Raw genomic sequence first — 15,926 nt, 5'->3', positions numbered from 1 at the left:
AGTATCGAAAAAGCCCGCTACGGCGGGCTTTTTGTATTTTGCGCTGCCGGAGCGGCAGTTGGCATGGCCAGCGTGGTTTCCAGCAACTGGCTGGCCTGTTCGCCCAGACTGTCCAGCAGCAGCAGCAGGCGCGCCAGATTGCGCGCGAAATGTTGCTGCTGTGGCGCCGGCTGGCGAAAGTCGTCGAGCACCTGCCATTGCTCGGCGGCAGTCGCCGGCGCCTCGCCTTGCCGTTGCAGATAGTCGCGGCTCAGTGCGGCCAACTGTTGCAGCAGTTCCTTTTGCTGCAACAGCAAACTGGGCCAGTCAGGCGCTTGGCGGCTGATATTGGCCGTCTGCAGTAATAGTGGGCCGGTCAGGTAAAACAGCGCATCGAATACCCGACGGCAAAAGCTGGCCGCACCCAGTGGTCCGCAGTACAACCAGCAGCCGGCTTGCGGCGCCAGCGCATTTAACAGCGGCATCGCCTGCTGCAGCGCCTGGTGATGACCGGCAACCAGTAGCGCAAAGCTGCCGCTGGGCTGCGCTGGCAGCCAGGGGCTGTTGAGTTCGAGAGCGATGTTGGCCGCAGGTGTTACAGCCAGCGGCAGACAGCCGCAGTAGAGCAATAGTTGCTGCCATTGCAGGCAGTGTTCATCTGCGGCAACGCTGCTGGTGGGAAGGCCGCTGCTGGCCAGTCGTTGCTGTATGGCCAGGCGGTACGCAGGGTCTGCGGGCATGTCGGATCAGTTCAGATGCCAGTCAAATGTCTGTAAGCGTTTGATGAACCAGCCAAGAGCCTGCCCGGGCTGGCTTTCCTTCCAGGCATAGTGCAGGGAAACCGGCGAGCGTTTTTCTTCCAGTTCTTTCACGATCAACCGGCCGCTGGCCAAGTCTTCATGGATGCGGCAGGTAGGCAGAAACCCTACGCCAAGTCCGGCTCTTTGCACAGCAATTTTATCTTCCACGCTGGCCACGGTCAGCCGCGGCTGTCCTTCCTGAATGGAAATGCTGCGCGGCGGCAGGTTGCGCGAGGTATCGGCCGCCACTGCTACCCGGTAGCGGCGGATCACGTGCTGCGGAATCGGATCTTCCATCGCTGCCAGCGGATGATGGGGGGCCACGCAGAACACGAACTGCACTTTGCCCATCGGCTTGCTGTGGAACACGCCGCCCTGGCTGTTTTCGGTGGCGCCAATGACCAGATCGGCACGGTTGTCCACCAGCGCATCCCAGGTGCCGCCAAATACTTCACGGCTCAGGCGCAGCTCGGTATCGGCCTCCAGGGCATCGAATTCACCCACCAGCCGCAATACGTCATCGAATTGCAGCAGGTCCGACATGGCGATGCGCAATTGGCCTTCCCAGCCGGTGGCGTGGGTCTTGACCCGGCTTTCCACCATGGCTGCCGAATCCAGCAACGCACGTCCTTCCTTTAGCAGCAGTTCTCCGGCGGAGGTAAGCCGTGCCTTGTGCCCGCTGCGGTCGAACAGCTGGACATTCAGGTCTTGCTCCAGTTTCTGCACGCTGTAGGTAATGGCGGAAGGGACGCGGTATAGCTCCTCGGCGGCGGCGGCAAAGCTGCCGCGGCGGTCGATGGCATCCAGCACCATCAGCGAGTCTAGAGTCAGTTTCATCGTCAGATTTTCTGAAAATAAAAATCAAAATGTTCTGCTGTTTTAGCTTGTGCAGGCTTTTTATACTGCGCGGAAGCTTGATTGATCAAGAAAAAAAGCTTAAGCAGCGGCACGGATTAGTAAAGGCTCGATCCAGTTTTTTTGAATCAATTTCGCAGTCGGCTGGATGGTAGACCATCAAACTATGCCTGCGTTCTACATTTATATAAGGAAATGACAATGAGTACCAAGCTTGCCGTGGTGTATCACAGTGGTTATGGCCATACCGCCAAACTGGCCGAGGAAGTTGCCGCCGGTGCGCGCGAATTTGCCGAAGTGGCGGTGTTTGCCGCCGACGACGCGACGCAACGCCTGGACGAGCTGGCCGCATTCGATGCCATCATTTTCGGCGCTCCTACCTACATGGGCAGCGTTTCTGCCGGCTTCAAGGCCTTCATGGATGCCAGCTCCAAGGTGTGGTACACCCAGGGCTGGAAAGACAAGATCGCAGCCGGCTTTACCGTGTCCAACAGCCCCAGCGGCGACAAGCTCAATACCCTGCAGCAGCTGTCGGTGTTTGCCGCGCAGCACAGCATGATCTGGGTCGGCACCGGCCTGTTGCCGGGTGGCGTGACCGGTACCCAGATCAACCGTTACGGCAGTTCGCTGGGCCTGATGGCGCGTACCGACAACGCACCGGCCGAGGTCACGCCGGATGCTGCCGATCTGGAATCTGCCCGCCTGTTCGGCGCCCGCATCGCGCAGACGGCTGGCCGCTTCGCCAAGTAAGTTGGCCGCAGGCAACAAAAAAGCCGGGAATCCCCGGCTTTTTTTGCGGCCAACCTGATCAGGCTTGCTTGGCGCGTTCGATACCTTCTACCAGTTCGCGGGTCGCGTCTTCCACGGTGCCCCAGCCCTGGATCTTCACCCACTTGCCCTTTTCCAGATCCTTGTAGTGCTCGAAGAAGTGCACCATCTGGTCACGCAGCAGTTGCGGCAGGTCTTCCAGCTTCTGGATGTCCTTGTACATCGGGCACAGCTTTTCTACCGGTACAGCGACCAGCTTGGCATCCACGCCACCGTCGTCTTCCATCTTGATCATGCCCAGTGCGCGCACGCGGATTACCACGCTCGGCGGCAGCGGGAACGGGGTGACCACCAGCACGTCTACCGGATCGCCGTCACCAGCCAGGGTCTGCGGTACGAAACCGTAGTTGGCCGGGTACATCATGGAAGTGCCCATGAAGCGGTCAACCATCAGCGCGCCGCTTTCCTTGTCGAATTCGTACTTGATCGGAGCGGCGTTGGCGGAGATTTCGATCACGACGTTGAAGTCGTTCGGCATGTCTTTGCCCGGGCCGATGAGGTCGATGTTCATGCTTGTTGTCCTTTTGCGCTGAGATTTGGAACAAATAACCGCGGGATTATACCAGCAGCCGGCGCAGGGTATAATTGCCTGTATTGATGACCTCCATCACCTTGCATGATGCTAGATAACCTGATTACCGAATTCGATCGTGGCTTGCGCACCCTGTTTGCGCCGGCACACAGTGCCCGTCCCCATCCGGACCATGCCGTGGAGGAAGCCGAGCTTACCCAGGCTGAAAAACAGCATGCGCTGGGACTGATGCGCGTCAATCACTGCGGCGAAGTATGTGCCCAGGCGCTGTATCAGGGTCAGGCGCTGACGGCGCGCGATCCGGCGGCGCGCGAGGCGCTGCGCCATGCCGCGTTCGAGGAGGTGGAACACCTGGCCTGGACCGAGCAGCGCATCCGTGAACTGGGCGGCCGTCCCAGCCTGTTCAACCCGCTGTGGTACACCGGCTCGCTGGCGATCGGCGTGGCGGCCGGCATGCTGGGCGACAAGTGGAACCTGGGCTTCCTGGAAGAAACCGAGCATCAGGTTGGCGCCCATCTGGACAGCCATCTGCAGGAACTGCCGCAGCAGGATGCCCGCAGCCGTGCCATCGTCAGCCAGATGCGCGATGACGAGCTGAAGCATGCCGAGATGGCCAGCGAGCTGGGCGCGGCCAAGTTGCCGGCGCCGTTGCGCGGCATGATGAAGCTCAGTGCCAAGCTGATGACCAGCGCCAGCTATCGCGCCTGAGTAGCGATCGATGCCCATGAAAAAAGCCGCCATCACTGGCGGCTTTTTTCATGGCTGCGGCCAACCCCGGGTTGGCCGCAAATAGCTCAGAAGAACAGGAAGGTGAGCAGCACAAAGGTCGGGATCAGGCAGCACAGCGCCCAGCCGATGTAGCCGAAGAAGGTCGGCATGGCGACGCCGCGTTCTTCGGCGATGGCTTTTACCATGAAGTTCGGCGCATTGCCAATATAGCTGTTGGCGCCCATGAAGACCGCACCGGCAGAAACCGCCAGCAGGGTGGTCGCGCCGTGGCCCATCAGCTGTTGTGCATCGCCGCCGGCCAGGTTGAAGAACACCAGGTAGGTCGGGGCATTGTCGAGGAAGCTGGATAGCGCGCCGGTCAGCCAGAAATAGGCGGCATTCACCGGGCTACCATCCGGCTGGCTCACCATGCCGACCAGACCGGCAAAGGCGCCTTGCGGGCCGGATTTCAGCATCGCCAGCACCGGAATCATGGTGATGAAGATGGCGGCAAACAGCTTGGCCACTTCCAGCATCGGCCCCCAGTTGAAAGCGTTGGCCTGGCGGCAGTTGCCCGGCGTCAGCTTCAGCGACAGGCCGGCGATGGCCAGCAGCAGGATGTCGCGCACCACGTTCTGCAGCTCGATGTCCAGACCGGCAAGCTGCCAGCTGATGTGCGGGTTCCAGGTGCCGGACAGCAATACCGCGCCGACAATCGCCAGCAGCAGCAGCAGATTGACCTTGCCGAGCAGGGTAACGCGCGAGTCCGGCGTCGGGTCCGGCAGCGGCGGCAGGTCTTCTTCCTTGTGGTAGAAGTAGCGATCCAGCAGGTAGAAGGCCAGCAGCAGGATGGCACTGGCGGTCAGCATCGGCGCCAGCAGGTGCTGCATGGTCCAGCCAAAGCCGACGCCTTTCAGGAAGCCCAGAAACAGTGGCGGGTCGCCCAGCGGTGTCAGCGAGCCGCCGATATTGGCAACCAGAAAGATAAAGAACACAAAGACATGGGTGCGGTAGCGGCGGTTGTCATTGGCGCGCAGCAGCGGACGGATCAGCAGCATGGAGGCGCCGGTGGTACCGGTAAAGCTGGCCAGCAACGTGCCGATAGCCAGAAAGCTGGTGTTGAGCAGCGGCGAGCCGTGCAGGTTGCCGCGCAGGTAGATGCCGCCGGCCACGCTGAACAGCGCGATCAGCAGGATGATGAACGGTACGTACTCCAGCAGCAGCGTGTGGGCCATTTCGTGCAGCGTCAGAGCAATGCCGTGGCTGGCGGCAAACGGCAGCGCAAATGCCAGCGCCCAGCCGGCGGCAATCTTGCCGAAGTGATGGTGCCAGATGTTGGCCGCAAACAGCGGCAGCAGCGCAATGGAAAGCAGCATGCCGGCAAAGGGCACGGCCCACAGCGCGGACAGCTCGGCGCCATTGACGCCGGCATGGGCCAGCATCGGCAGGCTGGCCAGCACGGCGCAGAGCGCGCGTGGCAAACGGATTTTAGACATGGGGAGTCCTGTGCAGCGGGCGTATGCTGGCGCTCCGGGAACGCTGCTTTGCCCTTTGTGTTGTGCTCTGTCGTTAACCCGGAAGGGCGGCAGTTTACCAGTAAGCGTTATGGCAGGGGAAAGCGACAGAGAAAGGGCGCGGGTGGCTCCAAGAGCTGATTCTGCGCAGATAGGCGGAAAGGTGAATAAAAAAAGCGGAAACCATACGGAATCCGCTTTTTTGCTGCCAAGCTATTGATCAGCCAAGCAATTTGCTGATGTCGCGTGCATCCCAGTGCGGGAAGTATTTGCGTACCAGGGCATTCAGCTCGACTTCAAACGCTTTGAAGCGGGCAAGCTCATCGTGTTCGCTCGGGCCTTCGTTATGGGCGGCACTGCGGATCATGCCGGCACCGGCGGTGGCGTTGGACAGACGGTCGATCACGATCAGGCTGCCGGTGGCGCGGCTGTCACGGTAGGCATCGAATACCACCGGAGAGTTGAAGGCGATGCGGACCAGGCCGATTTCGTTCAGCTGCAGGGTTTCCGCCTCGAAGGCATCCAGCGTATTCACGTCCACGCGATGCACGATGCGCTCCACGCGGCCGGTGACACTCTTGCCGGACAGCTTGAACAGGTATTCCTTGCCGACGGCCAGCGGTGCGGCATCCATCCACACCAGGTGCGCTTCCACGCCCTGGCTGACTTCCGGCTGCTGCTCGTCGGCGCGTACCAGGGTATCGCCGCGCGAGATGTCGATTTCGTCGGTCAGCGTCAGGGTGATGGCCTGGCCGGTATGGGCGCTTGCCAGCTCGCCTTCGTACACCACGATGGCTTTGACGGTGCTTTCCTTGCCGGAGGGCAGCGCACGCACGCGGTCGCCGGGACGGATTTCGCCGGCGGCGACAGTGCCGCAGAAGCCGCGGAAGTCCAGGTTCGGGCGGTTGACGTACTGCACCGGCAGGCGGAACGCCGGCAGCTTCACGTCGTGGTCGATCTCCACGCTTTCCAGGATGTCCATCAGCGTTTGGCCGTCGTACCACGGTGCGCTGTCGCTGCGGTTAACCACGTTGTCACCGCGCAGTGCGGAGATCGGCACGAAGCGGATATCCGGGATGTCCAGGTTGGCCGCAAACTCGGTGTAGTCGGCACGGATGCGGTCGAACACGGCCTGGTCGAAGTCCACCAGGTCCATCTTGTTGATGGCGACGATGACGTGCTTGATGCCCAGCAGGCTGACAATGTAGCTGTGGCGGCGAGTCTGGGTCTGCACGCCGTAGCGGGCGTCGATCAGGATAACCGCCAGGTTGCAGGTGGAGGCGCCGGTGGCCATGTTGCGGGTGTATTGCTCGTGGCCCGGGCAGTCGGCAATGATGAACTTGCGACGGTCGGTGCTGAAGTAGCGGTAGGCCACGTCGATGGTGATGCCCTGTTCGCGCTCGGCCTGCAGGCCATCCACCAGCAGCGCCAGATCGATTTCCTGGTCAGTGGTGTTGTATTTCTTGGAGTCGCGCTGGATGGCGGCCAGCTGGTCCTCGAAGATCAGCTTGGAGTCATGCAGCAGGCGGCCGATCAGCGTGGATTTGCCGTCGTCGACGTTGCCGCAGGTGATGAAGCGCAGCAGGTCCTTGTTTTCGTGCTGCTTCAGGTAGGACAGGATGTCGCTGGAAATCAGGTCGGATTGGTGTGCCATGAGCTAGTGCCTTGCATCTACAAGGTTGGCCGCAGGCGGCCAACCTCTGGAGTTCGGTATGCGTGGTAAGGAAACGGCGGCTTAGAAATAGCCTTCCATTTTCTTCTTCTCCATCGAGCCGGACGAGTCGTGATCGATCACGCGGCCTTGGCGTTCGGAGGTCTTGGTCAGCAGCATTTCCTGGATGATTTCCGGCAGCGTGGTGGCATTGGACTCCACGGCACCGGTCAGCGGGTAGCAGCCCAGGGTGCGGAAACGCACGCGCTTGGTCTCGATCTTGGCTTTCTCTTCTTCCGACAGATACTGCAGGATGCGCTCGTCGTCGATCATGATCAGCGTGCCGTCACGTTCGATCACCGGGCGCTCGCCGGCAAAGTACAGTGGCACGATCTCGATGTTTTCCAGGAAGATGTATTGCCAGATATCCAGCTCGGTCCAGTTGGACAGCGGGAACACGCGGATGCTCTCGCCCTTGTTGATGCGCGAGTTGTAGATGTTCCACAGCTCCGGACGCTGGTTTTTCGGGTCCCAGCGGTGGTTCTTGTCGCGGAACGAGTACACGCGCTCTTTGGCGCGGGACTTTTCCTCGTCACGGCGCGCGCCGCCAAAGGCCGCGTCGAACTTGTACTTGTTCAAGGCCTGTTTCAGGCCTTCTGTTTTCATCACATCGGTGTGCTTGGCGCTGCCGGCAGTGAACGGGTTGATGTTGGCATCCACGCCTTCCTGGTTCACATGCACGATCAGGTCCCAGCCATGCTCACGGGCCTGCTTGTCGCGCAGCGCGATCATGTCCTTGAACTTCCAGGTGGTATCCACGTGCATCAGCGGGAACGGTGGCTTGCCCGGCGCAAAGGCTTTCTGTGCCAGATGCAGCATCACGGCGGAATCCTTGCCGATGGAGTACAGCATCACCGGATTCTCGAATTCGGCAGCGACTTCGCGAATGATGTGGATGGACTCGGCTTCCAGTTGCTTGAGGTGGGTCAGCCTCTCCTGACTGATTTTCATCGTGGCACTCGTTTCTTGAACAGTTGACTTCGACAGTAGGGCCGCAGCGGCCACCAGATTGTCCGGCAGTGGCAATTTACCGGAGAGCGCGGTGCTAGCAAAAGACTGAATATATATATCGATATGCGATGAAAGAGCGCAGCAAAACAAATTGCCGGGAATAAGACTGTGGCGAGGCGGGAAATGTCTGGCGGGTAGGCGGAAAACAAAAAAGCCACCTTACGGTGGCTTTATTGTCGAATCCTGGCGTCCCCACGGGGATTCGAACCCCGGTTATCGCCGTGAAAGGGCGGTGTCCTAGGCCTCTAGACGATGGGGACAGCTGGCGCACCCGGAGCGATTCGAACGCCCGACCCTTTGGTTCGTAGCCAAATACTCTATCCAACTGAGCTACGGGTGCGCTGTTTCTCGTTTGTCGTTGACTTGCGAGAGACGCGAACTATACGGATGCGGCCCGATCCCGTCAATAGTTTTTGTGAAAAAATTGCCATGCGGGCACTGGAATATTGCCAAGTTGCCGGAATACGACATTATCCTCGATGCCACCACAACAGAGCGAGGCAGGTGTCATGGCATTTAACGATTTGTTCCGCATGAGCTGTCATGCCGTGATTACCGACGAACACGGTCAGGTGTTGCTACTGCAGGCCAGTTATGGCGACGGCCGTTGGGGGCTGCCCGGTGGCGCGCTGGAGCCGGGAGAAACCATTCATCAGGCGTTGCTGCGGGAGTGTCGCGAAGAGCTGGGGCTGGAGGTAACGATCGACTACCTGTCCGGCGTGTATTACCACGCAAGCTACCAGTCGCAGGTATGCATTTTCCGTTGTCGATTACCGGCTGGCAGTGTCTTGTGCTTGAGTGATGAGCATCTGGCGTGGCGCTACTGCGCGTTAGCGGAGTTGTCAGCCATGCAAGGGCAGCGGGTCGGGGATTGTCTGAGTTTCGACGGCACCGTGAAGAGTGCCGTATTTGATTAGAGCGGCTACCCCGGGGCGGGGTGCCGCTCGTCATGACTACAGGGGAAGGAAAGGGGACAGGGCATTGATTTCGTTGAGCGCCCGCCGGAAACGGGCGTGTGCCCGCGATACGGTGGACTGACTGATATCCAGCTGCTTGGAAGCGGCATAGCCGGTCATGCCGTCGATTTCCATCAGCCACACGGCTTCGCGCGATTTTTTCTTCAGGCCGATCAGGTTGGCTACGTGATTGAAGTGTTCGAGTCTCATGATGTGTGCTCCCGCGTATGGTTGCTTGTGGCTAACCTGAATTCAGCATAGACGGGTGCAGAAAAAATGCACGTAAAAAATGCCGCTTCATTGAAACGGCATTTTTATGGGTTTGCACGCGTTCAGGCCGCTGGTGGCACGGTTTCGGCAAAAGTTGGCCGCGCGGCCAGCCGCTCTTCCAGGGCCGCCAGATTCGGATACGGGCTGCGCCAGTCCAGCTGCGGAAAGCGGAAGTCGAGGAAACCCAGTGCGCAACCGGTCGCAATATCGGCCAGGCTGTAGGCTTCGCCATTGCACCACTGGCGCTCGCCCAGCATGCTGGATAGTGCTTGCAGTCCTCGATCCACCTTGCCTTGCTGGCGATCTATCCACTCCTGGCTTTGCTTGTCGGCGGGGCGCCGCTTTTCTACCACGATGCAGGCAGCCGCATCGCAGATGCCATCCGCCAGCGCTTCCCAGCGACGGGTCTCGATCAGCATGCGCTTGCTGTCCTGCGGTAGCAGGCGGGATACCGGCGAGCTGTTTTCCAGGTATTCGACAATCACGCGCGAGTCATACAGCGTGCTGCCATCATCCATGATCAGGACCGGTACTTTACCCAGCGGGTTGAAGTCGGCAACGGTGGATGTGGTTTCCCACGGGATGTCCACCTGCAGCGGGCAGTCGATTTTCTTTTCCGCCAGGACGATGCGAACTTTCCGGGCATAGGGGCTGGTGAGCGATGCGATCAGTTTCATTGTGTGGGGAAGGCGAGTTGACTATGGGGGCTGCATCTAATTTAGCGTATCGGCAGGCGGATCAAAAGCCTGCCGTGTACGTCATTTTGTGGCGTTTCAGTGCAGTTCGATTCTGCCGCTTACATTGAGGCGGACCTGGCTGTTGCCGGCTTGCCAGTCGGGTGTGCTGACTTCTGGCGCGGCGCTGTCGGCCATCATGGCTTTGGCGCGCAGCATGGGCACCGGGGGCGGTGCCTGTACGCTGCCAATGTTTAGCTCGACGACTTGTTGGCCGGGCTGCCCCAGCGCTTTGCCGGCAGCGGCGGCTTGCGCCTGCAGCGCCGCAATTGCTTCGGGAATCAGGCTGGCTTCGACCTGGCGGCGGGTGCTGTCGGCTACGCCGAATTGCACGTTTTCCAGCAGCATGAATTTTTGCAGTCGTGCCACCAGCTCCGCGGTGGCGGTGAAGTCGCGACTTTTCAGGTGGATGCTGGCGCGGCCTTGCCAGCCCTGGATCTTGCCGTCGCGGTTGTAGTCCGGCCAGCTGTTGTAGTTGCCGGTGCTCACTTCAACCTGGCGGAATCCGCCGGATTCGCTCTTCGCGCGCGCTAGCGCCTTGTTCAGGCGCTCGGCCAGCAGGGCGGGTTGCGCCTGGCGCTCCTGTACATACAGGTTGGCGGTCACTTCATCGTTAGGCAGCTCGCGTTCGGCGCTGGCGCTGAGATTGAGCATTGTGCCGGCCTGTGCGGCGGGGATGTAAAGCAGCGAGGTCAGCAGCAGGCTGCCAAGAACGATAGTACGCATGGGGACTCCCGGTTATGGTGGTTGCTGTCTGACTGCGGGTGGCGGTTCCGGGTTCATTTTGCCCGGCGGCAGGCGGCAGACGGCAACGGCGGCGCGCAGCTGACATCATACCTGATTATGCTTTTGTTATTGTGCGGTGCAGAAATTTGTTGCCGGCGCCGGACGTCGCTGTGGCGTTATAGCTGATGGCAGGTGAGGTGGCGTGCCGGCGGCCGGTTATTGCGGGCCATTGCAAAACAGAGACACGGCAGTTGTGTCTAGCTGCAAGCGTTTGCTGCCAAGGTGTAAGCCAGAGGTTGGCCGCAAGAAAAATGGCCGCATTGCGCGGCCATTCTTTATATAGCAGCTGCCGGGGCATCAGCCCAGCAGCAGCGCATCATCGTCGATGGCCTCGCCGCGGGTCTTTTCGAACATCGCCAGCAGGTCGCTTACCTGCATGCGGCCGCGTTCCTCGCCGGCGACATCTAGTACCACGCGGCCCTGGTGCAGCATCACGGTGCGGTGGCCGTGGTCCAGCGCCTGGCGCATGGAGTGGGTGACCATCAGCGCGGTGAGCTGGTTCTCGTGCACGATGCGATCGGTCAGTTCCAGCACGAAGGCGGCAGTTTTCGGGTCCAGTGCCGCGGTGTGTTCGTCCAGCAGCAGGATGCGTGATGGTTGCAGGCTGGCCATCAGCAGGCTGACTGCCTGACGTTGGCCGCCGGAGAGCAAACCCATGCGATCCGGCAGGCGGTTTTCCAGCCCCAGTTTCAGCGTCGCCAGTTTGTCGCGGAACAGCTCGCGCAGCTGGCGGTTCAGCGAGGCGCCAAAGCCGCGCTGCTTGCCGCGGTAGTAAGCCAGCGCCATGTTTTCCTCGATGCTGAGGTTCTCGCAGGTGCCGGCCATCGGGTCCTGGAACACGCGGGCCACCATGCCGGCGCGCTGCCAGCCCGGGGTGCGGGTAACGTCCTTGCCATCGATTGCCAGGCTACCGCTATCGACAATCACATCGCCGGCCAGCGCGTTAAGGAAGGTCGATTTGCCGGCGCCATTGCTGCCGATCACGGTGACGAACTGGCCGCTGTCGATTTGCAGCGACAGGCCGCGCAGTACCGGATTCTCGATCGGCGTGCCCGGATTGAAAGTCTTGAACAGATTGTCGGCGCGCAGCATCAGTTTTTCCCTCCGGCCTTGCGGGCAAATTTGGCTTTCAGTTTTGGCAGTACCAGCGCAAAACCCACCAGCAGCGCGGTGATCAGGTTCAGGTCCTGCGCCTGAAGACCGATGAAGTCGGCGTTCAGCGCCACGGCAATTAGCAGGCGGTACAGCAGCGCACCCAGCACGGTGGCCAGCGTGATCACCCACAGCTTGCGCGACGGCAGCAGCGTTTCGCCGATGATCACCGCGGCCAACCCTACCACGATGGTGCCTACGCCCATCGATACGTCGGCGCCGCCCTGGGTTTGCACATACAGTGCGCCGGCCAGTGCGATCAGCGCGTTGGACAGCGCCATGCCGGCCAGTACCATGCGCTCGGTGGCGATACCTTGCGCGCGCGCCATGCGGGCATTGGCCCCGGTAGCGCGCATCGCCAGGCCGGTCTGCGACGCAAAGAACACATCCAGCGCCAGCTTGGCGATGACGATCACCACCGCCAGTACCGCCGGCTGTACCTGCCAGCCGATGTCGAAATTGTCGCCGATCAGCGGGCTGAAGACGGTGGGGCTGCCGATCAGCGGCATGTTCGGCGCGCCCATGATGCGCAGGTTGATCGAGTACAGCGCGATCATCACCAGAATGGAGGCCAGCAGCTGCAGGATGTTCAGCCGCACGTTGAGCCAGGCAGTGGTGAGGCCAGCGGCGGCACCGGCCAGGGTGGCGACGCCGCAGGCCAGCCACGGGTCATGGCCACCGGCGATCAGGGTGGCGGCGACGGCACCGCCCAGCGGGAAGCTGCCGTCGGCGGTCAGGTCGGGAAAATCGAGAATGCGGAAGGAAATCAGCACGCCAAGCGCGACCAGCGCAAAGATCAGGCCGATTTCCAGCGCACCCATCAGGGCAATCAGGGTCATGGTATTACTCGCTGCAAATGACAGCGCGCAGCTCGTGGCTGCGCGGTGGAAAACAGGTTGGCCGCAGAGTATGCGGCCAACCATGCCAGGAATTACTTCACGGTTTCCTTGGCTTCTTTCAGCAGGGCAGGGCTGAGGGTGACGCCCTGCTTCTGGGCTGCCGCCGGGTTCAGCGACAGCGACAGTTTGTCGGCCAGCTGCGGTGCAATGCTGCCGGCTTTCTCGCCTTTCAGGATGCGCACCACCAGCTTGCCGGTCTGGCGGCCGATGTCATAGTAGTTCTGGCCGAGGGCGGCAATAGCGCCACGCTTCACCGAATCGGTATCGGCGGCGATCAGCGGCAGCTTGGCCAGCTGGGCGACGGCCACCAGCGATTCATAGGTGGACACCACATTGTTGTCGGTGGTGGTGTAGATGGCATCAACCTTGCCGATCAGGCTCTTGGCTGCCGGCGCAACGTCCACGGTGCGCGGTGCCGGGGCTTCCACCAGGCTCATGCCACGCTTGGCCAGCTCGGCTTTCAGCTCTTTGGCCACCACTACCGAGTTCACTTCACCCGGGCTGTACACCAGGCCGATGCGCTTGGCGCCCGGCTTCACCTTGCCGATCAGGTCGATTTGCGGCGCCAGCGCCAGCATGTCGGATACGCCGGTGACATTGGTCTTGCTGGCGCTCCAGCCGGCAACCAGCTTGGCGGCGACCGGATCGGTCACGGCGGTAAATACCACCGGAATGGAGCGGGTGGCCGCTACCACAGCCTGCGCGCTCGGGGTGGCGATGGCCACGATCACGTCCGGCGCATCGCCGATGAACTTGCGGGCGATCTGCGCGGCGGTGGCCGGGTTGCCCTGTGCGCTCTGGTACTGGTACTTGATCTGCTTGCCCGGCTCGAAACCGGCGGCTTTCAGCTCGTCCTCGATACCCTTGCGCGCGGCATCCAGCGCAGGGTGGTCAACGATGGCGGTAACGGCGACCGATTTTTGTTCGGCGGCATGGGCAAACGGGGACAGGCTGGCGATCAGGGTAAGAGCCAGCAGGGTGCGGCGGTTGACGGCGTGCATGGAGAGCCTTTTGGATGTTGCAGTGCGATGGCGCGCAATGATATTCCAAAGTTGGCACTGTTTCAGATTGTGCAAAGCAATAATATTTCAAATATTGTATTCATTTAGTGCGATCTGCTGCATTGTGGTGCGGGCAAAGGAAAACCCGCCAGTAGCACGGGCTCTGGCGGGTGGATGCTGGCGAATTATGTAGTTGCTGCGGTACAGCCGGGTCGGGCCGCCGGTTCAATCCAGATATTCGTAGCCGGGCAGGGTGAAGAATTCGATGAATTCCTCGCTGGTAATCAGCAGGTCGAACAGCTGTGCGGCATCTTCGAAATGCCGGCTCCAGCGGCTGCCGTACTCGGCCTGCAAGCGGTTGATCTCGTCGGTGGCCAGATCGCGCAGCAGTGACAGGCTGACCTTGCGGCCATCGTCCAGCAGTCCTTTCGGGCTGTGCAACCATTGCCACAACTGGGCGCGGGCAATCTCGGCGGTGGCAGCATCCTCCATCTGGTTATGGATCGGCACGCAGCCGTTGCCGCTCAGCCAGGCGCCAAGGTACTGCAGACCGACACTGATGTTGTTGCGCAAGCCGGCCTCGGTGATCGGCGTTTCCGGCTGGAAGTTCAGCAGGTCGGCGGCGGTAATCACCACGTGTTCGCGCTGGCGCTGCAGCTGGTTGGGGGCGTCGCCCAGTACGCTACGGAAAGCTTCGAATGCCAGCGGTACCAGGGCCGGGTGTGCCACCCAGCTGCCGTCGTAGCCATCGCGCGCTTCGCGCTCCTTGTCGGCGCGGATCGCCGCCAGTGCCCGCTCGTTGGCCGCAACATCGTGCTTGATCGGCGTTAAGGCCGACATGCCGCCGATGGCGGGTGCGCCGCGCCGGTGGCAGGTCTTGAGCAGTAGCAGCGCATAGGAGCGCATGAACGGTACCGTCATACCGATCTGCTCGCGGTCGGCCAGGCAGAAATGCCGCACCTGGCGGAAGCTCTTGATGCAGCTGAAGATGTAATCCCAGCGGCCGGCATTCAACCCGGCACTGTGCTCGCGCAGCTCGTACAGGATTTCATCCATTTCGAATGCGGCCAACAGGTGCTCGATCAGTACCGTGGCGCGGACACTGCCTGCCGGCAATGCCAGTTCCTGCTGCGCGGCGAGGAAAATATCGTTCCACAGCCGTGCTTCCAGATGGTTTTCCAGCTTGGGCAGATAGTAGTAGATGCCGCGTCCCTGGCTGTGTAGCAGGGCGGCGTTATGGAAGAAGCTGAGACCGAAGTCGAACAGGGCGGCAGATACCGGCTGGCCATCAATGCGCAGGTGCTTTTCGGTCAGATGCCAGCCACGCGGACGCAACATCAACGTTGCCGGTGTGGCGCCCAGCTGATAGTGACGGCCTTCCGGGCTGTGATAGCTGATGCTGCCCCGCCAGGCATCGCACATGTTCTGGTGGCCATGAATGATGTTGGACCAGCCGGGACTCATGGCGTCTTCGAAATCCGCCATGAAGCAGCTGGCACCGGAGTTGAGCGCATTGATCATCATCTTGCGCTCGGCCGGACCGGTGATTTCCACGCGGCGATCCAGCAGCGCCGCGGGCAGCGGGGCAATCTGCCACTCACTCTGGCGCAGGGCCGCGCTTTCCGGCAGGAAGTCCGGCAGCTTGCCGGCATCCAGCTCGGCCTGGCGCTGCTGGCGCAGCGCCAGCAGTTCCCGTCGTCGCGGTTCAAACTCGCGGTGCAGCCTGGCGATGAAGGCCAGTGCATCGTTACCGAGCAATGCCTGGTGCGCCGATTTAACCGGCGCGAGGATTTCTACTCCCTGCGGCAATTGCAGTGCCATTGTCTCTCCTTGGTTGTCTGGCCGGCCGTTGCCGTCCGCGGTGCGCTCTGGCGCACTCTTACTGACACCTAGTTTAGCGTTAGCCCGGTGCGGGAAAAATAGGTGCAGGCCCATAACATTTTTTACTTTTTTGTGGGTAGTACTGGTGTCGGCAGCATTCACGGTGCTTTGGGCGGCCAGGGTTTTCTGCCTGGCTGGCTACAAATTCGGTGCATGTAGCACATTTGCAGTGATCTGCCGTGATTTGGCATATCGTGGCGCGAGATAGCGCTTAGACGGGGTGTGGCTGGTATATCCGCTCCAAATTACTGCGTATTGGAGTATGGATACAAAATACCAAAGCTGACTCCGGCTTGAACCTGTTGTTGC

At 61.0% G+C, this 15,926-nt stretch carries 16 protein-coding genes and 2 tRNA genes; 3 read left to right on the top strand and 15 right to left on the bottom strand.

The window, feature by feature from the left end; translation table 11 throughout:
- Positions 1-17: 17 nt before the first annotated feature.
- Complete coding sequence (locus HU218_RS04945) at positions 18-719, bottom strand: hypothetical protein (RefSeq protein ID WP_174873829.1); 702 nt, start codon at positions 717-719, stop codon at positions 18-20.
- Positions 720-725: 6 nt separating this feature from the next.
- Positions 726-1,616: a LysR family transcriptional regulator gene (locus tag HU218_RS04940; RefSeq protein WP_217450713.1), complete on the bottom strand. Its 891-nt coding sequence runs from the start codon at positions 1,614-1,616 to the stop codon at positions 726-728.
- Positions 1,617-1,835: 219 nt separating this feature from the next.
- Between HU218_RS04940 and HU218_RS04935 the strand changes: the two genes are divergently transcribed.
- Complete coding sequence (locus HU218_RS04935; protein WP_174873828.1) at positions 1,836-2,384, top strand: flavodoxin family protein; 549 nt, start codon at positions 1,836-1,838, stop codon at positions 2,382-2,384.
- A gap of 58 nt (positions 2,385-2,442) precedes the next feature.
- Here the strand turns inward: HU218_RS04935 and ppa are convergent, their stop codons facing one another.
- Complete coding sequence (gene ppa / locus HU218_RS04930; protein ID WP_174873827.1) at positions 2,443-2,973, bottom strand: inorganic diphosphatase; 531 nt, start codon at positions 2,971-2,973, stop codon at positions 2,443-2,445.
- Between the two features lie 108 nt (positions 2,974-3,081).
- Here ppa and coq7 point away from each other — a divergent pair, with 108 nt between their 5' ends.
- Complete coding sequence (gene coq7 / locus HU218_RS04925) at positions 3,082-3,702, top strand: 2-polyprenyl-3-methyl-6-methoxy-1,4-benzoquinone monooxygenase (RefSeq protein ID WP_174873934.1); 621 nt, start codon at positions 3,082-3,084, stop codon at positions 3,700-3,702.
- An 86-nt stretch (positions 3,703-3,788) separates the two neighbouring features.
- Here coq7 and HU218_RS04920 read toward each other — a convergent pair whose 3' ends face one another.
- From HU218_RS04920 to HU218_RS04900, 5 genes are all read right to left on the bottom strand, one after another.
- Entirely contained in the window at positions 3,789-5,198 is a 1,410-nt protein-coding gene (locus tag HU218_RS04920; protein ID WP_174873826.1) for a sodium:proton antiporter, read from the bottom strand.
- Positions 5,199-5,436: 238 nt separating this feature from the next.
- Positions 5,437-6,870, bottom strand: a complete 1,434-nt coding sequence (cysN, locus tag HU218_RS04915; RefSeq protein WP_174873825.1) for a sulfate adenylyltransferase subunit CysN — start codon at positions 6,868-6,870, stop codon at positions 5,437-5,439.
- Positions 6,871-6,951: 81 nt separating this feature from the next.
- Positions 6,952-7,878: a sulfate adenylyltransferase subunit CysD gene (cysD, locus tag HU218_RS04910; protein ID WP_174873824.1), complete on the bottom strand. Its 927-nt coding sequence runs from the start codon at positions 7,876-7,878 to the stop codon at positions 6,952-6,954.
- A 244-nt stretch (positions 7,879-8,122) separates the two neighbouring features.
- A tRNA-Glu gene (locus HU218_RS04905) sits at positions 8,123-8,198 on the bottom strand.
- Between the two features lie 3 nt (positions 8,199-8,201).
- Positions 8,202-8,278: transfer RNA gene (locus HU218_RS04900), tRNA-Arg, on the bottom strand.
- A gap of 169 nt (positions 8,279-8,447) precedes the next feature.
- Between HU218_RS04900 and HU218_RS04895 the strand changes: the two genes are divergently transcribed.
- Entirely contained in the window at positions 8,448-8,855 is a 408-nt protein-coding gene (locus HU218_RS04895; RefSeq protein ID WP_174873823.1) for an NUDIX hydrolase, read from the top strand.
- Between the two features lie 36 nt (positions 8,856-8,891).
- On the opposite strand, the gene HU218_RS04890 is transcribed toward HU218_RS04895, so the two are convergent.
- The 7 genes from HU218_RS04890 to aceB all read right to left on the bottom strand — a co-directional run bounded on the left by HU218_RS04890 (position 8,892) and on the right by aceB (position 15,557).
- The gene (locus HU218_RS04890; protein WP_174873822.1) at positions 8,892-9,104 is read right to left on the bottom strand and encodes a helix-turn-helix domain-containing protein; all 213 of its coding nucleotides are present in this window, start codon (positions 9,102-9,104) and stop codon (positions 8,892-8,894) included.
- 122 nt (positions 9,105-9,226) lie between these two features.
- Entirely contained in the window at positions 9,227-9,841 is a 615-nt protein-coding gene (locus HU218_RS04885) for a glutathione S-transferase (RefSeq protein ID WP_174873821.1), read from the bottom strand.
- A gap of 96 nt (positions 9,842-9,937) precedes the next feature.
- Complete coding sequence (locus HU218_RS04880) at positions 9,938-10,624, bottom strand: SIMPL domain-containing protein (protein ID WP_174873820.1); 687 nt, start codon at positions 10,622-10,624, stop codon at positions 9,938-9,940.
- 357 nt (positions 10,625-10,981) lie between these two features.
- The gene (locus tag HU218_RS04875; protein WP_174873819.1) at positions 10,982-11,776 is read right to left on the bottom strand and encodes an ABC transporter ATP-binding protein; all 795 of its coding nucleotides are present in this window, start codon (positions 11,774-11,776) and stop codon (positions 10,982-10,984) included.
- A complete protein-coding gene (locus tag HU218_RS04870; protein WP_174873818.1) occupies positions 11,776-12,675 on the bottom strand; it encodes an ABC transporter permease in 900 nt (299 codons plus the stop codon). Before HU218_RS04870 ends, HU218_RS04875 begins: the two co-directional genes overlap by 1 nt.
- A gap of 92 nt (positions 12,676-12,767) precedes the next feature.
- Positions 12,768-13,736 (bottom strand): ABC transporter substrate-binding protein, encoded by a 969-nt coding sequence (locus HU218_RS04865; protein ID WP_174873817.1) that lies wholly within the window; start codon positions 13,734-13,736, stop codon positions 12,768-12,770.
- Between the two features lie 225 nt (positions 13,737-13,961).
- A complete protein-coding gene (gene aceB, locus HU218_RS04860) occupies positions 13,962-15,557 on the bottom strand; it encodes a malate synthase A (protein WP_174873816.1) in 1,596 nt (531 codons plus the stop codon).
- Positions 15,558-15,926: the final 369 nt, after the last annotated feature.

It is taken from the genome of Vogesella oryzae, from assembly GCF_902829295.1.
Taxonomy (GTDB): domain Bacteria; phylum Pseudomonadota; class Gammaproteobacteria; order Burkholderiales; family Chromobacteriaceae; genus Vogesella; species Vogesella oryzae.
The sequence above is the reverse complement of the archived record's forward strand: the minus strand, read 5'-3'. Positions and strand labels throughout refer to the sequence as shown.

Bases quoted from the DNA above. Each gene is read 5' to 3' on its own strand.
- coq7 (WP_174873934.1), top strand. From the start codon at position 3,082: ATGCTAGATAACCTGATTACCGAATTCGATCGTGGCTTGCGCACCCTG.
- HU218_RS04935 (WP_174873828.1), top strand. From the start codon at position 1,836: ATGAGTACCAAGCTTGCCGTGGTGTATCACAGTGGTTATGGCCATACC.
- cysN (WP_174873825.1), bottom strand. From the start codon at position 6,870: ATGGCACACCAATCCGACCTGATTTCCAGCGACATCCTGTCCTACCTG.
- HU218_RS04870 (WP_174873818.1), bottom strand. From the start codon at position 12,675: ATGACCCTGATTGCCCTGATGGGTGCGCTGGAAATCGGCCTGATCTTT.
- HU218_RS04885 (WP_174873821.1), bottom strand. From the start codon at position 9,841: ATGAAACTGATCGCATCGCTCACCAGCCCCTATGCCCGGAAAGTTCGC.
- aceB (WP_174873816.1), bottom strand. From the start codon at position 15,557: ATGGCACTGCAATTGCCGCAGGGAGTAGAAATCCTCGCGCCGGTTAAA.
- HU218_RS04945 (WP_174873829.1), bottom strand. From the start codon at position 719: ATGCCCGCAGACCCTGCGTACCGCCTGGCCATACAGCAACGACTGGCC.
- HU218_RS04940 (WP_217450713.1), bottom strand. From the start codon at position 1,616: ATGAAACTGACTCTAGACTCGCTGATGGTGCTGGATGCCATCGACCGC.
- HU218_RS04890 (WP_174873822.1), bottom strand. From the start codon at position 9,104: ATGAGACTCGAACACTTCAATCACGTAGCCAACCTGATCGGCCTGAAG.
- HU218_RS04880 (WP_174873820.1), bottom strand. From the start codon at position 10,624: ATGCGTACTATCGTTCTTGGCAGCCTGCTGCTGACCTCGCTGCTTTAC.
- ppa (WP_174873827.1), bottom strand. From the start codon at position 2,973: ATGAACATCGACCTCATCGGCCCGGGCAAAGACATGCCGAACGACTTC.
- HU218_RS04865 (WP_174873817.1), bottom strand. From the start codon at position 13,736: ATGCACGCCGTCAACCGCCGCACCCTGCTGGCTCTTACCCTGATCGCC.
- HU218_RS04875 (WP_174873819.1), bottom strand. From the start codon at position 11,776: ATGCTGCGCGCCGACAATCTGTTCAAGACTTTCAATCCGGGCACGCCG.
- HU218_RS04895 (WP_174873823.1), top strand. From the start codon at position 8,448: ATGGCATTTAACGATTTGTTCCGCATGAGCTGTCATGCCGTGATTACC.
- cysD (WP_174873824.1), bottom strand. From the start codon at position 7,878: ATGAAAATCAGTCAGGAGAGGCTGACCCACCTCAAGCAACTGGAAGCC.
- HU218_RS04920 (WP_174873826.1), bottom strand. From the start codon at position 5,198: ATGTCTAAAATCCGTTTGCCACGCGCGCTCTGCGCCGTGCTGGCCAGC.